Origin of the sequence: Gemella sp. 20925_1_85, from assembly GCF_041433735.1 — a bacterium.
Lineage (GTDB): Bacteria > Bacillota > Bacilli > Staphylococcales > Gemellaceae > Gemella.
This window is the reverse complement of sequence record NZ_JAPWCC010000018.1, coordinates 1-24,439: the sequence shown is the minus strand read 5'-3', so window position 1 is coordinate 24,439 and position 24,439 is coordinate 1. Positions and strand designations below refer to the sequence as shown.

Annotated in this window: 27 protein-coding genes and 1 tRNA gene; 27 read left to right on the top strand and 1 reads right to left on the bottom strand. The window is 30.2% G+C overall.

From position 1 onward, the window contains the following. Positions 1-141: 141 nt before the first annotated feature. The 15 genes from O3884_RS06385 to O3884_RS06315 all read left to right on the top strand — a co-directional run bounded on the left by O3884_RS06385 (position 142) and on the right by O3884_RS06315 (position 11,424). Complete coding sequence (locus O3884_RS06385; protein WP_294681350.1) at positions 142-861, top strand: MBL fold metallo-hydrolase; 720 nt, start codon at positions 142-144, stop codon at positions 859-861. Positions 862-867: 6 nt separating this feature from the next. Beyond that, positions 868-1,491: an NfeD family protein gene (locus O3884_RS06380; protein ID WP_483299436.1), complete on the top strand. Its 624-nt coding sequence runs from the start codon at positions 868-870 to the stop codon at positions 1,489-1,491. A gap of 21 nt (positions 1,492-1,512) precedes the next feature. After that, positions 1,513-2,502 (top strand): flotillin-like protein FloA, encoded by a 990-nt coding sequence (gene floA, locus O3884_RS06375; RefSeq protein WP_003145096.1) that lies wholly within the window; start codon positions 1,513-1,515, stop codon positions 2,500-2,502. Between the two features lie 23 nt (positions 2,503-2,525). Further along, positions 2,526-3,005, top strand: coding sequence for a crotonobetainyl-CoA--carnitine CoA-transferase (locus tag O3884_RS06370; protein ID WP_371452512.1), 480 nt, complete (start codon positions 2,526-2,528; stop codon positions 3,003-3,005). Continuing rightward, positions 3,002-3,328, top strand: a complete 327-nt coding sequence (locus O3884_RS06365; RefSeq protein ID WP_371452511.1) for a hypothetical protein — start codon at positions 3,002-3,004, stop codon at positions 3,326-3,328. The genes O3884_RS06370 and O3884_RS06365 overlap by 4 nt, the downstream gene beginning before the upstream one ends. Positions 3,329-3,345: 17 nt before the next feature. Beyond that, the gene (locus tag O3884_RS06360; RefSeq protein WP_371452510.1) at positions 3,346-3,894 is read left to right on the top strand and encodes a hypothetical protein; all 549 of its coding nucleotides are present in this window, start codon (positions 3,346-3,348) and stop codon (positions 3,892-3,894) included. 51 nt (positions 3,895-3,945) lie between these two features. After that, the gene (locus O3884_RS06355; protein WP_371452509.1) at positions 3,946-5,250 is read left to right on the top strand and encodes a thymidine phosphorylase; all 1,305 of its coding nucleotides are present in this window, start codon (positions 3,946-3,948) and stop codon (positions 5,248-5,250) included. 10 nt (positions 5,251-5,260) lie between these two features. Further along, entirely contained in the window at positions 5,261-5,899 is a 639-nt protein-coding gene (gene deoC / locus O3884_RS06350; RefSeq protein ID WP_371452508.1) for a deoxyribose-phosphate aldolase, read from the top strand. A gap of 265 nt (positions 5,900-6,164) precedes the next feature. Then, entirely contained in the window at positions 6,165-7,496 is a 1,332-nt protein-coding gene (locus tag O3884_RS06345; protein ID WP_371452507.1) for a DEAD/DEAH box helicase, read from the top strand. Continuing rightward, positions 7,496-8,371 (top strand): deoxyribonuclease IV, encoded by an 876-nt coding sequence (locus O3884_RS06340; RefSeq protein WP_371452506.1) that lies wholly within the window; start codon positions 7,496-7,498, stop codon positions 8,369-8,371. Before O3884_RS06345 ends, O3884_RS06340 begins: the two co-directional genes overlap by 1 nt. 19 nt (positions 8,372-8,390) lie before the next feature. Beyond that, on the top strand, positions 8,391-8,840 hold the full coding sequence (locus O3884_RS06335) for a Fur family transcriptional regulator (RefSeq protein WP_294681327.1): 450 nt from the start codon (positions 8,391-8,393) through the stop codon (positions 8,838-8,840). Next, positions 8,840-9,763, top strand: coding sequence for a tRNA pseudouridine(55) synthase TruB (gene truB, locus O3884_RS06330; RefSeq protein ID WP_371452504.1), 924 nt, complete (start codon positions 8,840-8,842; stop codon positions 9,761-9,763). The genes O3884_RS06335 and truB overlap by 1 nt, the downstream gene beginning before the upstream one ends. 10 nt (positions 9,764-9,773) lie before the next feature. Beyond that, entirely contained in the window at positions 9,774-10,691 is a 918-nt protein-coding gene (locus tag O3884_RS06325) for a bifunctional riboflavin kinase/FAD synthetase (RefSeq protein ID WP_371452502.1), read from the top strand. A gap of 155 nt (positions 10,692-10,846) precedes the next feature. Beyond that, a complete protein-coding gene (gene rpsO, locus O3884_RS06320; RefSeq protein ID WP_003146386.1) occupies positions 10,847-11,119 on the top strand; it encodes a 30S ribosomal protein S15 in 273 nt (90 codons plus the stop codon). Positions 11,120-11,350: 231 nt separating this feature from the next. Continuing rightward, positions 11,351-11,424 (top strand) — tRNA-Arg (locus O3884_RS06315). 56 nt (positions 11,425-11,480) lie between these two features. On the opposite strand, the gene O3884_RS06310 is transcribed toward O3884_RS06315, so the two are convergent. Then, positions 11,481-11,735, bottom strand: coding sequence for a NifU family protein (locus tag O3884_RS06310; protein WP_371452500.1), 255 nt, complete (start codon positions 11,733-11,735; stop codon positions 11,481-11,483). A gap of 461 nt (positions 11,736-12,196) precedes the next feature. Here O3884_RS06310 and O3884_RS06305 point away from each other — a divergent pair, with 461 nt between their 5' ends. The 12 genes from O3884_RS06305 to O3884_RS06250 all read left to right on the top strand — a co-directional run bounded on the left by O3884_RS06305 (position 12,197) and on the right by O3884_RS06250 (position 24,390). Then, the gene (locus O3884_RS06305) at positions 12,197-12,559 is read left to right on the top strand and encodes a HesB/IscA family protein (protein ID WP_060913415.1); all 363 of its coding nucleotides are present in this window, start codon (positions 12,197-12,199) and stop codon (positions 12,557-12,559) included. 36 nt (positions 12,560-12,595) lie between these two features. After that, on the top strand, positions 12,596-13,786 hold the full coding sequence (locus tag O3884_RS06300) for an NAD(P)/FAD-dependent oxidoreductase (RefSeq protein ID WP_371452499.1): 1,191 nt from the start codon (positions 12,596-12,598) through the stop codon (positions 13,784-13,786). Between the two features lie 207 nt (positions 13,787-13,993). Further along, positions 13,994-15,568 carry an aminotransferase class V-fold PLP-dependent enzyme gene (locus tag O3884_RS06295; RefSeq protein ID WP_371452497.1) on the top strand — a complete coding sequence of 525 codons (1,575 nt, stop codon included), beginning with the start codon at positions 13,994-13,996 and terminating at the stop codon, positions 15,566-15,568. Next, positions 15,568-15,786, top strand: a complete 219-nt coding sequence (locus O3884_RS06290) for a DNA-dependent RNA polymerase subunit epsilon (RefSeq protein WP_003144942.1) — start codon at positions 15,568-15,570, stop codon at positions 15,784-15,786. Before O3884_RS06295 ends, O3884_RS06290 begins: the two co-directional genes overlap by 1 nt. Continuing rightward, a complete protein-coding gene (gene rnjA, locus O3884_RS06285) occupies positions 15,779-17,449 on the top strand; it encodes a ribonuclease J1 (protein ID WP_371452494.1) in 1,671 nt (556 codons plus the stop codon). The genes O3884_RS06290 and rnjA overlap by 8 nt, the downstream gene beginning before the upstream one ends. A gap of 2 nt (positions 17,450-17,451) precedes the next feature. Then, on the top strand, positions 17,452-18,120 hold the full coding sequence (gene sdaAB / locus O3884_RS06280; RefSeq protein ID WP_371452492.1) for an L-serine ammonia-lyase, iron-sulfur-dependent subunit beta: 669 nt from the start codon (positions 17,452-17,454) through the stop codon (positions 18,118-18,120). A gap of 10 nt (positions 18,121-18,130) precedes the next feature. Continuing rightward, positions 18,131-19,003 carry an L-serine ammonia-lyase, iron-sulfur-dependent, subunit alpha gene (gene sdaAA, locus O3884_RS06275; RefSeq protein WP_294683615.1) on the top strand — a complete coding sequence of 291 codons (873 nt, stop codon included), beginning with the start codon at positions 18,131-18,133 and terminating at the stop codon, positions 19,001-19,003. Then, positions 18,996-21,005 (top strand): ATP-dependent DNA helicase RecG, encoded by a 2,010-nt coding sequence (gene recG, locus O3884_RS06270; RefSeq protein ID WP_371452489.1) that lies wholly within the window; start codon positions 18,996-18,998, stop codon positions 21,003-21,005. Before sdaAA ends, recG begins: the two co-directional genes overlap by 8 nt. Before the next feature lie 9 nt (positions 21,006-21,014). Further along, positions 21,015-21,650 carry a class A sortase gene (locus O3884_RS06265; protein WP_371452488.1) on the top strand — a complete coding sequence of 212 codons (636 nt, stop codon included), beginning with the start codon at positions 21,015-21,017 and terminating at the stop codon, positions 21,648-21,650. Continuing rightward, positions 21,643-22,635: a phosphate acyltransferase PlsX gene (gene plsX / locus O3884_RS06260; RefSeq protein ID WP_371452487.1), complete on the top strand. Its 993-nt coding sequence runs from the start codon at positions 21,643-21,645 to the stop codon at positions 22,633-22,635. The genes O3884_RS06265 and plsX overlap by 8 nt, the downstream gene beginning before the upstream one ends. Beyond that, positions 22,635-22,865, top strand: a complete 231-nt coding sequence (locus O3884_RS06255; protein ID WP_294683610.1) for an acyl carrier protein — start codon at positions 22,635-22,637, stop codon at positions 22,863-22,865. The genes plsX and O3884_RS06255 overlap by 1 nt, the downstream gene beginning before the upstream one ends. Positions 22,866-23,079: 214 nt before the next feature. Next, complete coding sequence (locus O3884_RS06250; protein ID WP_371452484.1) at positions 23,080-24,390, top strand: isochorismatase family protein; 1,311 nt, start codon at positions 23,080-23,082, stop codon at positions 24,388-24,390. Positions 24,391-24,439: the final 49 nt, after the last annotated feature.

The following is a 24,439-nucleotide window of genomic DNA, read 5'->3' as shown; positions in this document are numbered from 1 at the left end:
AAAGAAAGTAAACCTTTTTGGTATTGCTTTCTTTCTTTTTATATTAAAGATAATTACACATATAAATGTTCAAATATATTTAATATACTTTACATTTTCAGTGTGGTATAATGTAACTATAATCAAAAGGAAGTAAAAAGGATGCTAATTAAATTTTCAGATAGATTTTATTATACAAAACAACGATATATGTATTTAGAGCCAACGCTTGGTTATGTAAGAGGTGAATACTTCTCAGTAATGTTAGATTCAGGAAATGGACCTGCACAAGTAGAAACATTTCTAAAAGAATTAAAAGAAAATGACTTACCAATGCCGAGTTATGTGATATTAACACATCATCACTGGGATCATAGTTTTGGAGCGGCGTATTTAGATATTCCAGTAATCGCTACTGATAGAGCTAGAGATTCTTTAATAGAATTATCTCAACTAGAATGGGATGATGAGAGTCTATACCAAAGAGTCAAGGATGGAACGGAGATAAAATACAGTGCCGATGTTATAAAGAGAGTTTATGAAAATCATGAGATAAAAATTAGAATTCCAGATATGCCTAAAATGGCTGATTTCAATTTAAATCTTGGAGGAGTTAAAATTAATTGTATATATAATGATAACTCACATTCTAATGATGCATTTTTAATTTATATTCCAGAGGAGAAAGTATTGTTTTTAGGTGATAGTCACGCTAAAAACTATTATACAAAACCGATGGCATATAATAAACAAAAGCTTCGTGATTATATAGATAGAATATCAATTCTTGACTTTGAACATGCTGTTCCCGGCCATGGGAATATTTTCACGAGGGAGGAATTATTAGACTATCTAGAAAAAGAATATGCAAAAATGAGGTGATTACATATGAATTTAATGATGTCTCTCGATTGGATTCTTTTAATTGCGATGTCCTTAACTTTTTGTCAACAATTGTTTTCAAAAAAACTTAATTTTTTGGGAATTTTGTCAGTACTCAGTTTAGCGACATACATAGCTCTACATTCATATTCTACAGGTATAAGTATTTTTGTTCTATTGTTATTTATTGGAGGTCTATCTCTAATAGGACTAGAGATGTTTATTCCTGGTGGAATTGTTGGAACAGTAGGGATCATTACCGTGATTTATGCAATAATCTATATTAATAAGTCAACATATTATATTGCATTTATTTTAGTTATTTCTTTAATACTTGCAGCTATTCAATTTTATGTTAATAGAAATGTTTTCCATAAAAGGTTAACGTTATTAAATAGACTTGTTCTTAACGACTCTATTTCAACAGAAGATGGATATGTGGCTAGTGAAAGTAGATTAGAATTAATAGGAAAAAAACTTCAAGCATATACAGATTTACGTCCAGCAGGAGTTGCTGTCTTAGGAAATGAAAAGTTGGATGTAGTAACTGATGGAGATTTTATAGAAAAGGGTAATGAAATAGAGATTATACGTGTTGAAGGAATGCGTATAGTAGTTAAAAAAATATAAATATAATAAGGAGGTAGTATTATGCCAGAATTAATATTCTCAGGTATTATCGTGGTAGTTGTATTGATTGTGCTATCGATATTCTTTACTTTCTTCCCACTTGGTCTTTGGATTAGTGCCATTGCCGCTGGAGTTAAGGTAAGTATCTTTACACTTGTTGGTATGCGACTAAGACGTGTTATTCCAAGTAGAGTAATTAATCCGATGATTAAAGCACACAAAGCTGGTTTAGCTGTTACTATTAATCAATTGGAAAGTCACTATTTAGCAGGGGGTAATGTCGATAGAGTAATTAATGCTCTTATCGCAGCTCACAGAGCTAACATAGTAAGTTTAACATTTGAACGTTGTGCTGCTATTGATTTAGCAGGACGTGATGTACTTCAAGCAGTTCAAATGAGTGTTAACCCAAAAGTTATTGAAACACCATATATTGCAGGGGTTGCAATTAACGGTATTGAGGTAAAAGCAAAAGCAAGAATTACCGTTCGTGCAAACATTGAACGACTTGTAGGGGGAGCTGGAGAAGAAACTGTTATTGCCCGTGTAGGTGAAGGTATTGTTTCTACAATCGGTTCTTCTGAATCACACACAGTTGTTTTAGAAAATCCAGATAGAATTTCTAAAACAATTTTAGATAAGGGATTAGATGCAGGTACTGCATTTGAAATCTTATCGATTGATATTCTAGATGTAGACATCGGTCAAAACATTGGTGCCAACTTACAAACAGAGCAAGCTATCGCAGATAAAAATATCGCTCAAGCAAAAGCTGAACAACGTCGTGCTATGGCGGTTGCTGCTGAACAAGAGATGAAAGCTAGAATCCAAGAAATGCGTGCGAAAGTTGTAGAAGCTGAAGCTGAATTACCATTAGCTATGGCGAAAGCTTTCCAACAAGGTAATCTAGGTATTATGGATTATATGAATTATAAGAATTTAGAAGCTGATACAGGTATGAGAGATTCAATTAAACGTATGTCACAACCTGAAACAGGAGCAGGTAAATAATTAGATAAAAAGGAGGATGTGAAATGTCATTTTTAATTTTCGCAGCACCAATAACATTTATCATAATTTTTGCTATTTTCGCAATAGTTTTTGCTTCTGACAGTAAAAGATACAGAAAAAATTTAGATAATTCAAAACAAATGGAGCTAGACAATGCTCGAGCTCAAGCGCTGAAGGCAGTTGAAGAGATGAAAAGAATCAAAGAAACTGCAAATAAGGATTCTAATGAATTTAGAAATAGACAAAGTTCTTTATCTAATCAACAAGTTTATGAAGAAGATATATATGAACAACAAGTTGATAACTCTACTATGAACAAATATCAACAGTATTATAGTGAAAATTACAATAAAGGTCGTAATAAGTTTTCGATGCAAAGAAATTTTGACCAGCCAAGTAATTTTAAAAGCAATACTAAAAAATTAGAATTTTCTCAAGAAAATCTTGTTCGAGGATTGATTGCAAATGAGTATCTTAACAGAAACTCTAGGAGGGGAAGATGAGTAGTTTAGCGATTCCTATAATTTTCCTAATAGTTTCACTTATTATTGATAAAGCCAAGAACAATAAAAAAAATAATAAAGAAACTGTTAAGAAAATTAAGCAGAAGAAAATACCTAAACAAGTTTATAAAGAGTATAATCAAAGGGATAATCGTATTCCAAAATATGAATCTTCTCAGCAACAATTTTTTGAAAGAAAACCACGTGTTATATTAGATAAAGAAAAAGAAATATTTTCAAACTCTTTAACTTTTGATAAAGAAAAAATTGTGAATGATATAATTTTTTCGGAGATTTTGTCTAAACCAAAAAGTAAAAGATAATAAATAGGAGGTATGAGATGAAAAAATCATTTAACTATATTAGTTATTGTATTTATTCATTTATGCCTCTTTATTTTGTTTTACTTATTTATACTTTTGTAAAGCAAGATTTAGATGCACTCTTATTAACTACAATACTAACAATAATATCTATTTTTTCTTTAATAATTCACAATGGGAGTAAACCTTCAAATATATTTGTTTGTAGTAAAAAAGAAATTTCTAGACAAAGCGGTATTGATTATTATTACTTAATTTTGATGATAATTATTACATTTTTGATTATAAATCAAAAACTTCAATTTTTATGGAAAATAGTTATACTATTAGTTTTATTCTATATGTTATTTATGATTTTATTTAAATATAAAAACTATATGTTAATATTATTAGGCTACAAAATGTACATAATTCGTGATAAAATAGTATATAGTAAAAAAAGTCAAGAAGAGTTATATAAAATATTAAAAGATAAGAAGAGTTTGCAGATATTAGAAGTATCTAATAATATTTATATAGAGAATGAAAAGTATAGTATGACGAATTTTTATTGTAAAGATTTTTAAGAAGATATATTTGTTTATCTTTCAATGAAAAATATTTAAGGAGATTAACCTATGAGAGTTGTTGATATCATAGATAAAAAGAAAAAAAATAAAGAACTTACAAAGGCTGAAATTGAATTTTTACTAGGGGGCTACCTTAAAGGAACGGTACCTGATTATCAAATGAGCTCATTTTTAATGTCTGTATATTTTAATAATATGACAAAAGATGAACTTACTAACTTCACTTTAACTATGAGGGATTCTGGAGACACAATCTACTTTGACGATTTAGATCATTATCTTGTTGATAAACATTCTACGGGTGGTGTAGGTGATAAGGTTACTGTAGTTTTAGGACCTATCTTATCAGCTGTAGGAATGGCTACAACAAAGTTATCTGGTAAAGGTTTAGGCCATACTGGAGGAACGATTGATAAATTTGAAGCAATTAGAAACTTTAAATTTAGTACTACAAAAGAAGAACTAGTAGAAGTAGCTAGTAAAACTGGAGTGGGGCTAATGGGTTACAGTGACAATATTGTACCATTAGATAAAAAAATATATGCATTACGTGATGTGACTGCAACAGTAGACAGTATTCCTTTAATAGCAAGTAGTATTATGAGTAAGAAACTGGCTATTCAATCTGATTTAATTATTTTAGATGTAAAAGTCGGTGACGGTGCTTTCATGAAAACTATTGAAGATGCGAGAGAATTGTCACGAAGAATGGTTGAAATTGGAAATAGTGTAGGTAGAAAAACCATTGCAGTACTGACTAATATGGAAGAGCCATTAGGGTATAATATTGGTAATGCTAATGAAATTATCGAAGGAATTGAAGCATTAAAAGGTAACTGGTCTGATGATCTTAAGGAAGTAGTTTATGAAATTGTCTATTTAGCTTTAAAACACAAAGGTGAAGTTAAGACATACGAAGAAGCTGCTAAAAAAATAGATGAAGTTATTGATAATGGTCATGCTTTAGAATTATTAAAACAGTTCATTGAATTAAGTGGAGGAGACGGCGAAGTAGTAAACAATTATGAACTGTTACCAACACCTAAATCAGTATTAGAGGTGTTCTCAGAAGAAGACGGTTATGTAACAAAAATCAAAGCGGAAGAAATAGGAAAAGCAGCGATGGTTATTGGTGCTGGGCGTGCTACTAAAGAAGATGAGGTTGATCATGCTGTAGGAATCGAGCTTAAGAAAAAAGTCGGAGATAAAGTGGAAAAAGGTGAAGTTATTGCTGAAATTTACTTTAACGATGAAAAAAATGTTCAATCTAGTAAAGCCATGGTCTTAGATGCCTATGTAATTGGACAAGACAAAATAGAAAATATTAAAAATATATTAGAAGTTATAGAATAGAGGTAAAAAAATGGGATTAAATAAATATATTGATCATACAATTTTAAAGGCAACAGCAAGTAGTTCTGATGTTCAAAAACTATGTGAAGAAGCAATAGAACATGAATTTTATAGTGTTTGTGTTAATGGTTGTTATGTTGCAGATGCTAAACAACTTTTACAAGGAACTGATGTTAAAGTTGCGGCTGTTGTAGGATTTCCATTAGGTGCAATGACTACTGCTGCAAAAGTATTCGAGGCTAAAGAGGCAGTAGAAAATGGAGCAAGCGAAATAGATATGGTCATCAATGTTGCAAAATTAAAAGATGGTGAATTTGATTATGTAGAAAATGAAATTCGTCTTATTAAAGAAGCGATTGGTGATAATGTTCTGAAAGTTATTATCGAAACTTGTTATTTAACTGATGAAGAAAAAGTTAAAGCGTGTGAGTTATCACTAGTAGCTAAAGCAGATTTTGTCAAAACTTCTACTGGTTTTGGAACTGGCGGAGCAACTTATGAAGATGTCAAACTAATGAAATCAGTTGTTGGTGACAATGCAAAAGTTAAAGCAAGTGGTGGAGTTAGAGATAAGGAAACAGCACAAAAATATGTTGATCTTGGAGCAGAAAGATTAGGAACAAGTTCTGGGATTGACATTATAAAATAATAATTAAAAGTAATTTAGAAGATTGTAAAAATATTTTCTGAATTACTTTTTTTTATTTAACTATAAAATAATAGTCATAAAAAACGTATAATAGATAAGAAAACATTGTTTTTTATAGCTAATTCTACCTATTTATAGTATAATAAAGGATGGTTTATTATGGCGTGAAACAAGAATCGTTATTATAAATTAATTCACGCAGGATATTGTGGACTGATAAAAAGTCTATGTAATAAGATTAGAGAAATCGTAAAGGAGATTTTAAATGTTACCAAAGTCATTTGAACAATATAAATTTAATGAATTTGTAAATAAGGCAGTAATAGATTTAGGATTTGATAATCCAACAAAAATACAAGAGAGAGTATTCTCACCAGTATTAAAAGGGAAAAATATTGTAGCAAAATCACAAACAGGAAGTGGGAAAAGTCATTCTTTCTTACTACCAATTTTTAGTAAATTAGATGTAACTAAGAAAAAAACACAAAGTATAATTTTAGCACCAACAAGAGAATTATCTAGACAATTATACGATATGGCGTTACATATAGCTAGTTTTAGCGAAGAAGATATTAAAATTACACTATGTATCGGTGGACAAGATTTAAATAGAGATATTGAAAGAGTATCTAATGCTCCACATATTATTATTGGTACACCAACTCGTGTATTAGAATTAGATAAATCAAGTGCCTTAGCTATTAAAGAAGTTGAGAGTCTTGTTATAGATGAATGTGATATGATGATCGACTTAGGATTCATGGAAGATGTTGATAAAATTTCTAAAAGAGCAGCGGAAAATTGCCAATTTTTAGTATTCTCAGCGACTATACCAACACAAATGAATCACTTCTTAAAAAAATATCTAAAAAATGCACAGTATATCGAAGTTGATAATGCAAAATTTGGAAAAATTGAATATATTTTAATTCCAGAGAAAAGTTCATCTCGTTTAGAAAAATTACACGAAATTACTACAGTTATTAATCCATATTTAGCACTTATCTTTGCTAATAAGAAAACTGAAGTTGAAGAAGTGAGTAGCTATCTTATTTCTAAAGGATTAAATATAGGTGTTCTACACGGTGATTTAACGCCACGTGAGCGTAAACAAATGCAAAGAAGAATTAATAACTTAGATTTCACTTATGTTGTAGCAAGTGATTTAATGAGTCGTGGAATTGACATTGAAGGAGTGAGTCATGTAATTAACTTCAATATTCCTAATGATTTAGATTTCTTTATTCATAGAGCAGGACGTACTGGACGTGCAGGATTAAGCGGAGACTGTATTACAATTTACAACAATAAAGATGAAGAAAAATTACAAGATTTAGAAAAACGTGGAATTGAATTTAATCACCAAGATATTAGAAATGGTGAATTCGTTGAAGCTAAAGATAGAAATAAACGTCAAAGTAGAAAGAAAGTCGTAGCTGATCATAACTTAACTGAAAAATTAAAATCAAAAGTAAAAGTTTCTAAAAAAGTTAAACCAGGTTATAAGAAAAAATATAAATATAAAATGGATAAACTTAAACAAAAAGAAAGAAGAAAATTTGCTAAACGTAGCAATAAGGCAAATAGAGGTAAATAATGAAGAACTTGAAAATTGGATCACATGTGTCAATGTCTGGAAAAGAAATGATGCTTGGTTCTGTAAAAGAAGCGGCTAGTTACAATAGTGATACATTCATGATTTATACTGGAGCTCCTCAAAATACTAGAAGAAAACCAATAGAAGAACTACGTATTGAAGAAGCTCATAAGCTAATGGAAGAAAAAAATATAAGTGATATTGTAGTACATGCTCCTTATATTATTAATTTAGCAAACACTATTAAACCTGATATTTACCAACTTGCAGTTGATTTTCTAAGGCTAGAAATTGAAAGAACTGAAAAAATTGGCGCTAAAAATATCGTTCTACACCCAGGATCACACGTTAAGGCGGGAGCTGATGTAGGTATAGCAAGTATTGTTAAAGGATTAAATGAAGTCCTAACAAAAGATATGAAACCTAATATCGCTCTAGAAGTAATGGCTGGAAAAGGTAGTGAATGTGGAAGGACATTTGATGAAATTGCTCAAATTATTGATGGAGTTACATTAAATGAGAAGTTAACTGTTACCTTTGATACTTGTCACGTTTTTGAAGGTGGATATGATATCGTTAATGATTTAGATGGGGTGCTTACTGAGTTTGATAAGATAGTAGGATTAGATAGAATTCAAGTTCTACATATTAATGACAGTAAAAATACATTAGGTGCACATAAAGATCGTCATGAAAATATCGGATATGGTGGTATTGGATTTGATGCAATTAATAGGATTGTACACTTAGATGAGTTTGCCAATATTCCTAAAATTTTAGAAACACCTTGGTATGGTGAAAAGAAAGATGTTGCACCATATAAAGATGAGATCGCGATGCTAAGAAGTAAGACGTTTGTAGACTTTAAAAAATAGTTAGTACAGGAGGTTACCTATGAAAATATCAGAAGAAAAAGTTGATAAGATAATGAAACTTTTAAAAGAAAAAGGATATAAATATACTGAGAAGAGAAAAGCTATGGTTGAGCTATTAGTAAATGAGGATAGATATATAAATGCAAAATATGTCTCTGAGACTCTTGGTAAGATGTATCCCGGACTAAGTTTTGATACAATCTATAGAAATCTAAGTACTTATGAAGAATTAGGGATTTTAGAAACAACTGAAATAAAAGGTGAAAAATATTTTAAAATAGGATGTTTAGAAACTGATCACCATCATCACCACCATATATGTTTAAGTTGTGGTAAAGCTAAAATAATTCATGTCCATGTATGTGATAATTTAGAAATAGAAGAATTGAAAGGTTATCAAATTGATGGTCATAAATTTGAGGTTTATGGTTTGTGTCCAGATTGTTTGAAAAAAGAGGATAAAAAATAATGTTTGAAGGCATTTTACCAATTTACAAAGAACGTGGAATTACAAGTCACGATGTTGTTTTTAAAGCAAGAAAAATTCTTCAAATGAAAAAAATTGGTCATTCGGGCACACTAGATCCTGAAGTTGATGGAGTATTATTACTCTTACTTGGTGGAGCTACAAAAGTAAGTGATTATGCTATGGATTTAGGGAAAAGCTATAGAGCGGAAGTTTGCTTAGGTCTTAAGACTACTACTGAAGATCTTACTGGTGAAGTAATAGAAGAATGTAAAGTAAGTGATATTAACATTAATGAGATAAAGGAGATTTTATCTTCAATGATTGGTGAAATAGAACAAACTCCACCGATATATTCTGCAATTAAAGTTAATGGTAGAAAACTTTATGAGTATGCTAGAAGAGGTCAATTTGATGTAGAAATTCCAACGAGAAAAGTTAACATTTATGATATTTCATTTATAGAAGACAGTGAGTATTATAAAGATGATAAGTTTTATTTTTCAATTGATATTAGCTGTGGTAAAGGAACGTATGTTCGAACTATAGCTACAAGTATTGGTGAAAAATTAAATTTACCTAGTACGATGAGTAAGTTAACAAGAACTAGAAGCGGTGAGATAACTTTGGAAAAGTGTTTGAAGTTATCAGAAGTTGAACAAAAAGTCCAAGAAGGAAACTTGGAGCACAGCCTTTTAAGAAAAGAATATGCTCTTGAGGAGTTTCAATTTGTTGAAATACCGAAATTTAGAGCGAAGCAAGTAATGAATGGATTAAGATTTAGAAAAAATCAATTTCCAGATTACGATTTTACAGATGGAATAGTTTTTACATATGAGAATGAGGCAATTGCAATTTATCATCTAAAAGATAAAGAAGACGAATTATTATCAGTAAAAACGACATTTCCAAAAATAATAGAGTAGGTAGATGAAGATGGAAATATTTTATATTTCAGATATAAGTGAGATTAAGGAACAAAATAAAAAAAGAATTGCAGCATTAGGTTTTTTTGATGGTATTCACAAAGCTCATCAAAAAATAATAGGGAGTGCTGTAGAGGCTGCAGAAAAAGGATTTATATCTGCAGTAATTACTTTAGATAAGAGTCCGAAAGAATATTTTGGAAAAACTAGTGAGGAATCTCTTACACCAACTAATAAGAAAAACGAACTGTTAGAAAGTCTTGGTGTAAATGAGGTGTACTATCTAGAATTTAATGAAAAATTACAAAATTTATCGCCTGAAGAATTTATAAATAATATTCTGAAAAAATTAAATGTAGACAAGGTTTTTTGTGGATTTGATTATAGATTCGGTTTTAAAGGATTAGGAACACCAAATTTGATAAAAGATAGTGGAATAGAAGTAAAGGTTCTAGAAAAAGAGAAAATAGATGAGGAAAAAATATCTACGACCGTACTAAAAGAATTCGTCAGAAAAAGTGAATTTTCAAAATATAATGAATATACAGGAAGATTCTATTCTATTTCTGGTTTAGTAGTTAAAGGTAGGCAACTAGGAAGAACAATTAATTTCCCAACTGCTAATCTTGAATTAGACGGTAAATATCTATTACCCGAGACGAATGGTGTATATATAACTAAGATTAAAGTTAATAATAAAATTTATAAATCAGTTACAAATATTGGTTATAATCCGACTGTTTCAGATGAAAAAAATAAAAAATTTATAGAAACACATATTTTAGATTTCGATGAGGATATATATGGAGAAAAAATCGAAATTTACTTCTATGAATTTTTACGAAAAGAACAAAAATTTGAGAGTTTCGATCACTTAAAAGAACAACTTAAGCTAGATAAAAAAACTTGCGAAGAGAAAGATTACTAAAATCTTCGTTATTGTACAGATTTTAAATGTTATCTCTTGAATTATATTAAAAAATGTTGTACAATAACTTATGTTCCTTATTCGTGGTATAGAAACCCTCCAGGTTCTACACTAGGATTAAGGTCGCAAAATAAAATTATATGGAGGAAATTGCAATGGCAGCAATTAGTCAAGAAAGAAAACAAGAAATTATCGCTAAATTCCGTACTCACGAATCAGATACTGGTTCTCCAGAAGTACAAATCGCAGTATTAACTGCAGAAATCGATGCTTTAACTGAGCACTTAAACACTCACAAAAAAGATCACGCAGGTCGTCGTGGATTACTTAAAAAAGTTTTCCGTCGTCGTCACTTACTAGACTACTTAATTAAAAAAGATATCCAAAGATACCGTGAATTAATTAAAGCTCTAGGATTAAGAAGATAATTTTTAATAACAATAAAGGGAAGCAACTTGAGAAATCAATGCTTTCCTTTTTTATTTTTGTATAAAATCATGATGATATTTTAACACTGGAAAACTATTTTATATAAGTTAATTATAGTAATAACTGCTTTCCTAAAAAATATTTATAATTCTCTAAAAAAAAGTATTGACATAATATAAAATAATTGATATACTATTAAAGTACTTCAGAGAGAGGTTCTTATTAAATATGTCTCAGTAGCTCAGCAGGATAGAGCAACGGCCTTCTAAGCCGTCGGTCAGGGGTTCGAATCCCTTCTGGGACGTCATCGAGAGTAGACTTTTGTCTACTCTTTTTTTATAAATATAATAAAAAAAGCGTCTAGACGACGCTCATTTTCACCTGTAATACTTTTTTCACTTCGGGTATTTTTTCTTTTAATGTTTTCTCTATTGCATATTTTAATGTAATATGGGATAGTTCGCAATTAGCACATTCTCCAAGGAATCTAACTTTTAGTATGCCATCTTTGAAATTTATATATTCAATATTACCGCCATCCATAATAAGCTTGGGGCGTATTTTTTCTAATTCAAATTTTATTCTATCTACTGTTTCATAATACTCTTTATTCAAAATACAACCACCTTTCTATATGTTATTATACTTGTGGCTATAAAAAAAGTCAATAAACTGAGTAAGCGTTATAGGATTTAATGAATACATAGGACGAAATCTGTATTAAGAATTAAAATATTTAAGTTAGAAGTTATAAACGTGAAGTGTTAATATAGTATTGAATTTGGGATTTTATTTATTTTAAATAGAAAAATAGTATATAAATTCATTAATATTTATCGACTACATTTGTAACTATTAAAATATTATTAGATTGATTATTAGAACTTAAAATTTAGGATTTTATTGAACTTATATAAGTATACTGATAGAATACTGTTTCATGAAATTTTATTATTTTAAAAAATTCATAAAATTTTCACAAATAATTTTATAAAAAGTAAGCAAGATACTATTATTTTATTAAAAAAACGGTTATAATAATAAATAGAAAATAAAAATAAAGAGGGAAACATTTTATGGCTAATACAGAGAATCAATTAATCTTGATAACAGATGTAGCAGTTGGAAAATTCCAAGAGATGTTATTTGATGCTGATAAAAGAGATAGTTATTTAAAAATTTCTATAGAGTTACAAGGTACTCAAATGCAATATGCAATTGATATCAAGGATGAATTAGAAGCAGGAGATAAAGTACTTAACTTCGGCGATTTAAAAGTTATTGTTAATGAAGAAGACGAACTTCTGTTAAAAGGTCTTGAAATTGATTATGTTCAAGATGAATTTGGAAGTGAATTTACATTACACAATCCAAATATGATTGAAATTTATGATGATGAAGACGGTGGCTGCTGTGGAAACGGCTGCTGCTGCGGATAAAATACAAAATAACAGTTAAAAGGAGAAATCAATACTATGAAAAACGTAGTAATTTTAGGTGCTGGATATGCAGGACTAACGACTTTAAAAGGATTAAAAAAAGCTGCTAAAGCTGGAGAGGTAAAAGTTACTCTAGTAAACAAAAACTCTTATCACTATGATACAGTAAACTTACACGAAGTATCAGCAGGTAATATTGCATCAAGAGATATTTGTATTGATATTAAAGATCTTGTAACTCCAGGTGTTGAATTTATTCAAGATGAAGTAATTAAAATTGATACTGAGAAAAAATTAGTATTAACTAAAAAACACGAACTTGATTACGATGTACTTGTAGTTGGATTAGGTTTCCAACCAGAAACATTCGGAATTGAAGGTATGGCTGAAAATGCAATGCCAATCGCTGACATTAATGCTGCAGAAAAAATCTCTGCTACATTAGAAGATAACTTCAGAAAATATGCTACAAGTGAAGAAAAAGATATTAAAGATATCTCAGTAATCGTTGGTGGTACAGGTCTTGCTGGTATGGAATTCTTAGGTGAATTAGTTCACCGTAAAAAAGAATTATGTTCTAAATACGGAATTGATGAAAAATTAGTTAAAATTTACGGATTAGATGCAGCCCCAACATTATTACCAATGTTCACTAAAGAGTATAGTGATTATGCAAGAAAATACTTAGAAGATAATGGTATTGAAATTATTTTAGGAGCTGGAATTAAAGGTGCTACTAAAGATAGCTTCACTATTGAAGTTGATGGAGAAAGAAAAGAACTATTTGCATCTACATTAGTATGGACTGCAGGTGTTCGTGGAAACAAACTTATGGACGAAGCATTCCCAGAACTTTCTAAACGTGGACGTCTAGTAACTACACAACAATTAACAGTACCTGGACACGACGAGATTTATATCGTTGGTGACTGTGCAGCATTCATCGAAACTGGTCAAGAAAGACCATATCCAACAACAGCTCAAATCGCTAACCAAATGGGTGCATACGTTGGAGCTAGAATCAGTGGAAAACAAGTTGGTGACTTTAAATACATTAACCGTGGTGTAGTATGTTCATTAGGTCATAAAGACGGTATTGCTGATGTTATGGGTGGTAAAAAAGCTAAAGGTTTTGCAGCAGCGAAACTTAAAAAAATCATCGAAGCTAAAGCAATTTATGAATTAACTGACTTCGTAACTGCACTTAAAAACCAACGTATTCTTTAAGAATAGTATTAAGTAAATTTATAAAGAAGACTCTATGAATATGAGTCTTCTTTATTTTTTGAAATGTATTTTGAATAGATGTTAAACATAATGCAATAAATTTGTTATTTATTGAGTTTTCAACCATGTTAGTTTGAAAAAAAGTTATAATTATGGTAAGATATAGTGTAGAGAAAATTTAACCAAATAAAGTTATGGGGAAAAATTATGATTTATAAAATAGCAAATACAGCGGAAGAATATGAACAAATTTTCAAATTAAATTATGAAACATTTGTTGAAGAAATTCCTCAACATGAAAAAAATGAAACAAAAAAATTAAAAGATAAATTTCATGATAAAAATATATATATTATAGCGAAAAAGAAAAATGATGTAATTGGGATGATTTCATTATCTGATCAAAGACCGTTTTCGTTAGATCTAAAATTAAATGATATTGATAAATTCTATAAAGGTAGTTACAAAAAACCTGTAGAAATTAGATTGCTTTCAATCAAGGAGCAATATAGAAAAACTAAAGTTTTTACAGAATTATTACAAAGAACGTTTAATTATATAATTCAAAATGCATACGACATTGTTTTTATTTCAGGTACAACACGCCAGGAAAAATTATATAATCACATAGGATTTGTAAAATTCCATGAAAATGTAGGGACAAAAGAAGCAGAGTATATGCCTATGTATCTTAAACTGGATAATGGTAATAAAGTTATTGAAAGATTGGCTAGAGCACAAAGAATAAACTTCTTACCAGGTCCAGTTGATTTATCTGAAGATGTAACAGCAAAATTATCTAAGCAATTATACTCACACAGAAGTAGTGAATTTGTTGCGTTGACTAAGGATACATTAGCGAAGATTGAAGGTATTTTGAATGTCAAACAAGCAACGATATTACATGGATCAGCTACACTAGCTAACGAAGCTATTATGGCTCAATTAAAAGGAAGAAATCTTATAAATGGGCTAGTTTTAGCTAATGGCGAATTTGGTAATAGGCTAGTTCGTGAAACAAAGAGACATGGGCTTGATATAGAGACTTATTCTGTAGGATTTGGAGAAAGCTTTGATCTTGATGTACTATCGGATAAACTTAAATCTGGAAACTATGATTTTGTTTATGTAGTTCACAACGAGACTAGTGTTGGAATATTAAATGATTTAGATGAAATTACTAGAATAGTTAAAGAAAATAACTTAGTCTTAGCAGTGGATGCAGTTTCAGCAGTAGGAGCTATTAAATATAGCTATAAAGATGTTGATTATGTAGCTTGTTCATCTGGAAAGGCATTTTGTTCTGTAGCAGGTTTAGCAATAGTTGGTTCTAACTGTGAGTTAGTTCCTTTAGAAAACACACCATTATATCTAGATTTACACTATGCAAACAAACTTACATCTATACCTTTCACTCAACCATCGATTTTAATGGAAGCTTTAAACACAGCATTAGATGCTTTTAAAACTGATGAAAGATACGAAAAGGTACAAGAAAAATATACATATATGAAGGAAGGATTAAAGCAATTAAATCTTCCAATTATGAAATTTAAAGAAAAAGAAGTATCTCCAGTAATAATTACTGTAGAACTTCCTGAAAGTATAAGTTCACTTAATGTAGGTTCTTCACTTGCGATAAATAATATTTTTATTCATTACAAGAGTTCATACTTACAAGAAAGAAACATTATACAGTTTTCATTTATAAATATTAACACAACAAAAAATGAAATAGATTACACATTAAATATATTAAAACAAATGATAGGAGATTATTAATGGCAGTATTTAAAGTATTTTACCAAGAAAATTCAAAAGAGATTCCAGTAAGGGAGAACACTCAAGTATTATATGTTGAAGCTGATGGAGTACCAGCAGTAAGAAAGTATTTAGATGACAGAAACTACAATGTTGAACTTGTTCAAGAATTAAGCGAAGCATACTTAGAGTTTGAAAAACAATCTGAAGACTTTAAAGTGGAGAAAGTTAATGGATAAGATCATTAAAAAAAATGAAGTAGGTGTAGCTGCCATTGGTGGTCTAGGGGAAATTGGGAAAAACACCTATGCAATCCAATATCGAGATGAAATAGTTATTATCGATGCTGGAGTTAAATTTCCTGGAGATAATATTCTAGGAATTGACTATGTAATCCCAGATTACTCATATATTGAGAAAAATGTGGACAAAATTAAAGCACTAATAATTACTCACGGTCACGAAGATCATATCGGTGGATTACCATTTTTACTTAGAAAAGTAAACTTACCAATCTATGGTGGACCCTTAGCTATTGGTCTTATAAGATCAAAACTAGAGGAACACAATTTATTGGCCAAAGCTGAGTTAAACGTGATAGATGAAGATACAGTGTTGAGCTTTAAATATCTTAAAGTTTCATTCCATAACACTACTCACTCAATTCCTGATTCATTTGGAGTAATTGTTAATACTCCACAAGGAAATATTGTTCATACAGGAGACTTTAAATTTGATTTTACTCCTGTTGGTCAAGGAACTAACTTACATAAAATGGCAGCGATTGGTGAACAAGGTGTATTATGTTTACTTTCTGACTCAACAAACTCAGAAAGAACAGAGTTTACCCAAAGTGAAAAAGAAGTAGGGAAAACAATCTCTAATATACTTCGTAAGGAAAAACATAGAGTTATATTCGCTACGTTTGCATCGAACGTATATCGTGTAAAACAAGTAGTAGAAGCATGTATTGAACATGGTAGAAAGATTGTGGTATTTGGTCGCTCTATGGAAAAAGCTATTAAAATAGGAACGGAGTTAGGTTATATTAAAGCACCTAAAGAAACGTTTGTTAATAGTAAATATCTAAGCCAAGTAGATCCTAATAAATTACTTATTTTATGTACAGGTACTCAAGGTGAGGAACTTGCAGCATTAAGTAGAATAGCTAATGGAACGCATAAGAAAATCACAATAATGCCGACTGATACTGTAATTTTTGCAAGCTCAGCTATTCCAGGAAATACATTGTCTATTAATAAGAATATTGATTTATTATCAAAGCTTGGTGCCAATGTTATTACATCAAGTGTAAATAATGTTCATACATCAGGACACGGTTCAAAAGAAGAACAAAAATTAATGTTTAGACTTATTAAACCTAAGTATTTCATGCCAATTCACGGTGAGTATAGAATGCAGGTTATTCATGCTCAAACAGCGGCAGAGTGTGATATTCCATTAGAAAATTCATTTATTATGGAAAATGGTGAAGTGCTAGCCTTAACTAGTGATAGTGCTAGAATTGCTGGTAAGTTTGATGCATCTGATGTATATGTTGATGGATTAGGAATTGGTGATATCGGTAGTGTTGTAATTAAAGATAGAAAAGAACTTTCTGAAGAAGGTGTTATCGTAGTTTCAATTGCAATTGATTTTAAAAATAAAAAACTAATGAATAATCCAGATGTAATTAGCCGTGGATTTGTAAATGTAAATGAATCTACTGAATTATTTGCACAATCTAAAGTAATAATTAAAGATGCTGTATTAGCAGCATTAGAAAATGAAGAATGTGGTGTTTACCAAATAAGACTACAAATTTTAGAAGCTTTAGGAGAATTTTTAGAAAGTGAAATAGGAAGAAAACCTGTTATATTACCTACAATATTGGAGGTGTAAATATGAAATACAGAAGTGTATTTGATATTATAGGACCTGTAATGGTAGGTCCATCAAGTTCACATACAGCTGGTGCAGTGCGTATTGGTCTATTTACAAGATATATTTTTGGTGAACAACCAGAAAATGTAAAAATAACATTATATGGTTCGTTTAAAGAAACGTATAAAGGGCATGGAACTGACATTGCATTAATAGGTGGTTTATTAGGTTATAACACATCTGATAAACGCATAAGAACGAGTATGGAAGATGCAAAATTAGCAGGGATGGAGTTTGAGTTTATAGAAAGTGGAATTGAACACATTCATCCAAATACAGCGAAAATAGAAGTTGAAGCAGGAAGACATAGTCTAGATCTTATTGGAAAGTCAATAGGTGGAGGAAAAATGGTAATCTTTGAGCTCTTAGGTTTCGATGTGAACTTATCAGGAGATTTTCCTAGCTATTTCATATTTTATAAATTTAAAGACGATATTAAAAAAGATCTTTCAGTACAAATTGAAGAAATATTCGGTGGTTTAAAAGTAAGTGAGATGTATTCAAGTTCTATTCTAGAGGGAATAAACTTATTAGTAGTAGAATCACAAAAAGAATTAACTGAAGATAAAATTAAGAAATTAACTGAACTAGATTATATTAATGAAGTAAAATTTGCAGATAGATTGTAGAGGAACCCGAATGTTTACTAGTTTAGCAGAAATAGTTGAAAAATCAAAATTAGAAAATAAACCAGTTTCTGAATTAATGATAGAACAAGAAATTGAAGTGAATGGCGTTACACGATCTGCAGTCGAAAAATTAATGAGAAGAAATTTAAATGTAATGATGCAAGCTGTCGAAGAAGGTTTGGCGGGAGTGAGTTCAAAAACAGGACTTACTGGAGGAGATGCCAAGAAGCTTCAAGAATATATAGATAGCGGCAAGTCAATTACAGGGAGTGACTTTTTAAACGGAGTTGCAGCAGCAATTGCAACTAATGAGGTAAATGCCTCATTAGGTTTAATTTGTGCAACTCCAACTGCTGGATCGGCTGGAGTTCTTCCAGGTTGTATTCATGCACTTAAACAAAAATTCGATATTGATGAAGAAACACAATTAAAAATGTTATTTACAGCCGGTGCTTTCGGTTTTGTAGTAGCGAATAATGCTTCTTGTTCTGGTGCAGAAGGTGGTTGTCAGGCGGAAATAGGTTCAGCAAGTGCAATGGCTGCAGCAGCTATTGTCGAAGCAATGGGCGGAGATGCTGAGATGAGTGCTCATGCATTTGCCATAGCATTAAAAAATATGCTTGGTCTTGTATGTGATCCTGTAGCGGGATTAGTAGAAGTACCCTGTGTAAAAAGAAATGCAGCTGGAGCTTCAACGGCACTTATGGCTGCTGACTTAGCATTGGCAGGTATAAAGAGTAGAATTCCTGCTGATGAAGTACTAGAAGCGATGTATAAAATAGGATTAGAAATGTCCACGACATTGAAAGAGACTGCAAGAGGTGGTCTTGCAATCACAAAAACTGGAGAAAAATATAGGAGTTTATTATTCGGTAATGATTAATATTTTAGAAAAATCAGTAGGAACTATAAAAGGTGTAGGAAAGAAGTATTTACAAACTTTGAACGAACTAGAAATTTATACTATTCGTGATATTTTGTATAATATTCCTTATAGAGTATCTAGTTCTACTGATTTTTCTTCTTCTGTAAAAGATAATGAAAAAGTTATAACAACTGGAAAGGTAGAAACTAGGGTTAGTACCCAGTTCTATGGAAATAGAAGAAGTAGGTCATTTTTTACATTATCAACTTCTTCTGGTAGCATAAAGATAGTATTTTTCAATCAACATTACTTGAAAAAAAATCTAATTGAAGGTAAGGATGTAGTTGTAAAAGGGACGTATAATGCTGCAAATAATACGATAACAGCTTCGAGCGTAAGTTTCAATGTTGTTGATGAGAAGCCTAAAGGTGATACTATTGAAGTTTTTTATCATCTTAAACAAGGGATAACGCAGAAAAAATTTACCAAGCTTGTTGAAGAGTCGTTTAATATGATAGATGGTGAAAATATTATCTTAGATCTAGTTCCTGAAAATTTTAAAGGAATTTGGAAATTAGATAAGATTTTATATACGTTACACTATCCAAAAAATTCTGAGGAATTTGACAAAGCTAAGAAGATGTTTGCTTTTCATGAGTTGTTTAACTACCAGTTAAAATTACAGCTTCAAAATATAAATAGTAGGATAGAGGACACTAGATATTGTGTTGGAGTAAACAATAAAGATATCAATGACTTTAAAAATAGTTTACCTTTTACGCTAACAGGCGCTCAAAGTCGTGTTATTGACGAAATAGTAGATGATTTAAATAATCCTTATAAAATGGACAGATTATTGCAAGGTGATGTTGGTAGTGGTAAAACTGCAGTAGCGGCAGCAACTTTGTATGCAACGATAAAAGCAGGTTATCAAACAGCAATTATGGCGCCAACTGAGATACTAGCAAATCAGCACTTTGAAACATTTTTCGAATTCTTCAAAGATTTGAATATCTCGGTAGCGTTATTGACTAGTAGCACGCCTAAGAAAGAAAGAAATACTATTTTAAGTTTACTTGAGGTTGGTGAGATAGAATTATTAATTGGAACTCACTCTTTAATTCAAGAAGATGTGAAATTCAATAATTTAAAATATGTAATTACCGATGAACAACATCGATTCGGTGTAAAACAACGTCAATTATTAAGTAACAAAGGAGAAGCTGTTAATTCATTAATGATGACAGCAACCCCAATACCGAGAAGTTTGGCAATCACATTGATTACTGATATTAAAGTATCTACAATTGATGAGCTACCGGCTGGTAGAAAAAAAGTTCAGACCTATAAAGCAACGAATAAGAGTTTTTATAAAGTTCTAGATAATATTCGTATGGAACTCGATAATGGAAGACAAGGTTATGTTGTTTGTCCATTGATTGAAGAATCTGAGAAGATGGATTTGCAAAATGTAGAGGAAACATATGAGAATATTAAAAACTATCTACCAGATGACTATAAAATTGCAATTCTACATGGTAAAATGAATAATAAAGAAAAAGATGCAATTGTAGAGAAATTTCTAAATAAAGAAATACATATACTTATTTCTACTACTGTAATTGAGGTTGGAGTAAATGTTCCAAATGCTACATTCATGATTATCGTAGATGCTCATCGTTTTGGTCTGGCTACATTACACCAGCTAAGAGGACGTGTAGGAAGAAGTAAGTTTCAGTCTTATTGTATATTAGTAACTGATTCAAAAAGTGAACGTATAGATATAATGTGTTTAGAAAATGATGGTTTTAAAATTGCAGAATTTGACTTAAAACAGCGTGGACCAGGTGATTTTTTTGGAACGAAACAAAGTGGTGTACCAAGTTTTAAAGTTGCTGATTTAATTAATGATGTTGATTTAATGTATTTAGCGAAAAAATTAGCGATAAAAATTATTGAAGTAACTGATAATAAAGAAAGATTATTACAGTATGTTGGATTAAAAGAAACTATAATATAGGAGGATGCAATGAATAAGAAGTTTAAAAATGCTTTTTTGAATGTTCTTATCGTGGTACTGTTATGTACATCGGTAGTATTGATATTCAAAAATCAAATTAGAGAATATTTAACAGGTGATGCTAATGATAAGATTATTACAGCTTATAAAAATAATAAAGGTGAAGTAGACATACCGTGGTGGCAAAAAATGTTTACAGATAATGAGTCAAAAATTAAATTAACAGACTCAATGTTAGGAATTTTAAAAATTGATAGTGTAGATATAGAAGAACCAATCTTCCAAGATGTTACTGAAATCAATTTAATTAATGGAGTAGCAACATCACAAGAACCATCAACTTTAGATGCTCAAAACGTTGTTATAGCAGGACATAGTGTTCAAGGTGTTGGAATAAGATTCAATAACTTAAACAAAATAAAAACTGGCGCTAAAATTCAAATTATTTCGAAAGATAAATTACGTACATATGAAGTAAACAAACTTTATGATGTAGTACCAACGCAAGTTGAAATTTTGGAACAACATGAGAACGAACCAAAAATATTAAAATTATTTACTTGTGATAATTTTAATCCACAAACTGGTGAATGGGAAAGCAGATTTGTAGTAGAAGCAAAATTAATAGGAGAAGAAAGTGCATAATATTATGAAAATAGGTATTGATATACTAGGAGTAGATGAGCCTAGTAGAATTATTAACTTTGTAAATAGTTATAAAGACGATGAAGTAGAACTTTATGTCTATGGACTTGAAGAAAACTTAAATCAAATAACTAAAACAGAAAATATTATTAAGAATGTTTGTACTGAAGAGGTGCTAATGTCTGATGATGCAGCACGTGTTCATAGAAAGAAAAAAGATGCTTCTATGATAAGAATGTTATCTGATTTAAATAATGATGTTATTGATGTAGCAATTTCAGGTGGAAGCACTGGTGCTTTTATGGCTAGTTCGCTATTTATGCTAGGGCGCATTGAGGGTATCTCTAAACCAGGATTAGCATCATTATTACCAACAAGATCTGAACATAAATTTTTACTTACAGATTTAGGTGCAAATGTAGAAGCAAAACCTGATGATTTGCTAAACTATGCTAAACTTGGTCAATTATATATGAAATATATCTATAACATTGAAACACCTTCGGTAGCATTACTTAATGTTGGTGTTGAAGAATCAAAAGGTAATAAAGTATATAAAGAAGCTCATAAGTTACTTAAAGAATATATTGCTAACTTTAAAGGAAATATAGAAGCAAGAGAAATTCTTGAGCATAAATATGATATAGTTATTGCTGACGGATTTGCTGGGAATATTTTATTGAAATCTATTGAAGGTGTAGCAAGTTCATTAGGGAAAATGATTAAAGGTATCTTCTTAGAAAACTTGATAACAAAAATCTCTGCATTACTAGTAAAAAGCGGAATTTCAAAATTCAAAAAGAAATTTGATTACAGTGAATATGGTGGAGCTTTCTTATTAGGGATAAAAAAACCAAGTATAAAAATTCATGGTTCAGCTGATGAAAATGCACTATATTATGCAGTTCAACAAGCAAAACAAATACACAAAACAAAACTTTATGGTATAATGATAGAAACGATGGAAAAAGGAGAAACAAATTAATGGCAATTTTCGAAGAAGTAAAAGAGATTATTACTAAGTATATTAAAATAGATGCGGATAAAATTACTTTAGAATCAAGATTAAATGAAGATCTTGATGCTGATTCAATTGACGTTGCTGATGTAGTAATGGATATTGAAGAAAAATACGGATTTGAATTTTCTGATGAAGATGCAGAAAACATCGTTCAAATCAAAGACTTAGTAAAAGTTATCGAAGAAAGAAAATAGAAATTAATAAGTTACTAGAGTTTTACGTGATGTAAAGCTCTAGTTTTAATTTTCTATAAATAGAAAATTATTTTAACTAGCTATAAGTTAAGTATGATAAGATAATTTTCAATATTATTTATATCATATTTAATTTATTAATTTAGCTTTTAAGTGTGTATGAAATATGATATAATTTATTAGTAAATAAATAAAAAAGGAGAATAGTTTATATATGGAAATGTTATTTAAACTATTAACTGAACATGTATATATAATATTATTTGTTTCGCTTATCTTGGAATTTGCAGCGTTACCTCTACCAGGTGAGACGATGATGGTAGTAGCTGGAATAATGGCATATAATAATCATGGAAGTTATATAGGGATGATTGTTGCAAGTGCATTAGGAACTGTTATAGGGATGCAATTTTCTTATGAAGTTGGTAGAAGGTTGGGAACTAAAGCTGTTGATAAATATGGTTCATATATTGGACTTACACCATATAGAATGACAAAAGCGGCTGAATTTTTTAATAAATTTGGAAATATTGTAATAGTTATAGCATATTTCTTACCAGGAGTAAGACATATACTTGGATATTTTTCTGGGATTTCACGTATAGATGCTAAAAGATTCCATATATATTCAACAATCGGTGGAGTATTCTGGGTAGTTGTGTTTATTACTCTAGGTTATGTATTGGGACCAAGTGCTCCCCATGCATTTAAATTACTACATAAGTATGGAACAATGTTGTTCATTTTAGCAATAGCAGCATTATTTATCTACTTAATTTATAAAAAATTAGGCGCAAAAGATTTTGCTGTATATTTTAGAAAAAGAATGAAATATCTACTAGTTCTGTTATTGATAGATGCTGCTGTTTTAGTTAAGTTTGTAGTGTTAGATGAAAGAACAAATCCGAAATTTAAATCAGATATTATTTTTTGTTGCTTAGGATTTTTAGCATTTGTGGCATTTTTATTATATCTAAGGGTATTGTTAAAACATGATACGACTGAAAAATTACTTGTAGTAGTCGATTATCAAAAGGACTTTGTAGATGGTGCTTTAGGGTTTGAAACAGCAGAACAACTTGATCAAGTAATAGCTAACAAAATTGAAGAGTATTTAAAAGCTGGTCAAGATGTAATCTTCACAAAAGACACTCACTATACTAATTATCTTACAACTAGAGAAGGTAAACATTTACCTATTGAACACTGTATAATTGATAGCGAAGGTCATAATTTATACGGAAAAGTAGCTGGATATGAAAAACAAGCTAAGAAAGTCTTTAATAAGACCTCTTTCGGAAGTATAGATCTAGCAAAATTCATTTCACGAAGTGACTATAAAGAAGTAGAGTTTTGCGGTTTAGTCTCTAATATTTGTGTATTAAGTAATATAATTATGACACAAACGTATAATGAAAAAGTAGAAATAATAGTGGATTTAAATGCTACTAAAGGATTGAGTGAAGAGGTCAACTCATCATTTAAAACATATTTACAGAACTTGACTGTAAATGTAAAAGAATAAAATACAATATGAATCATTTTCCGAACATTAAGAAGATGATTCATATTTT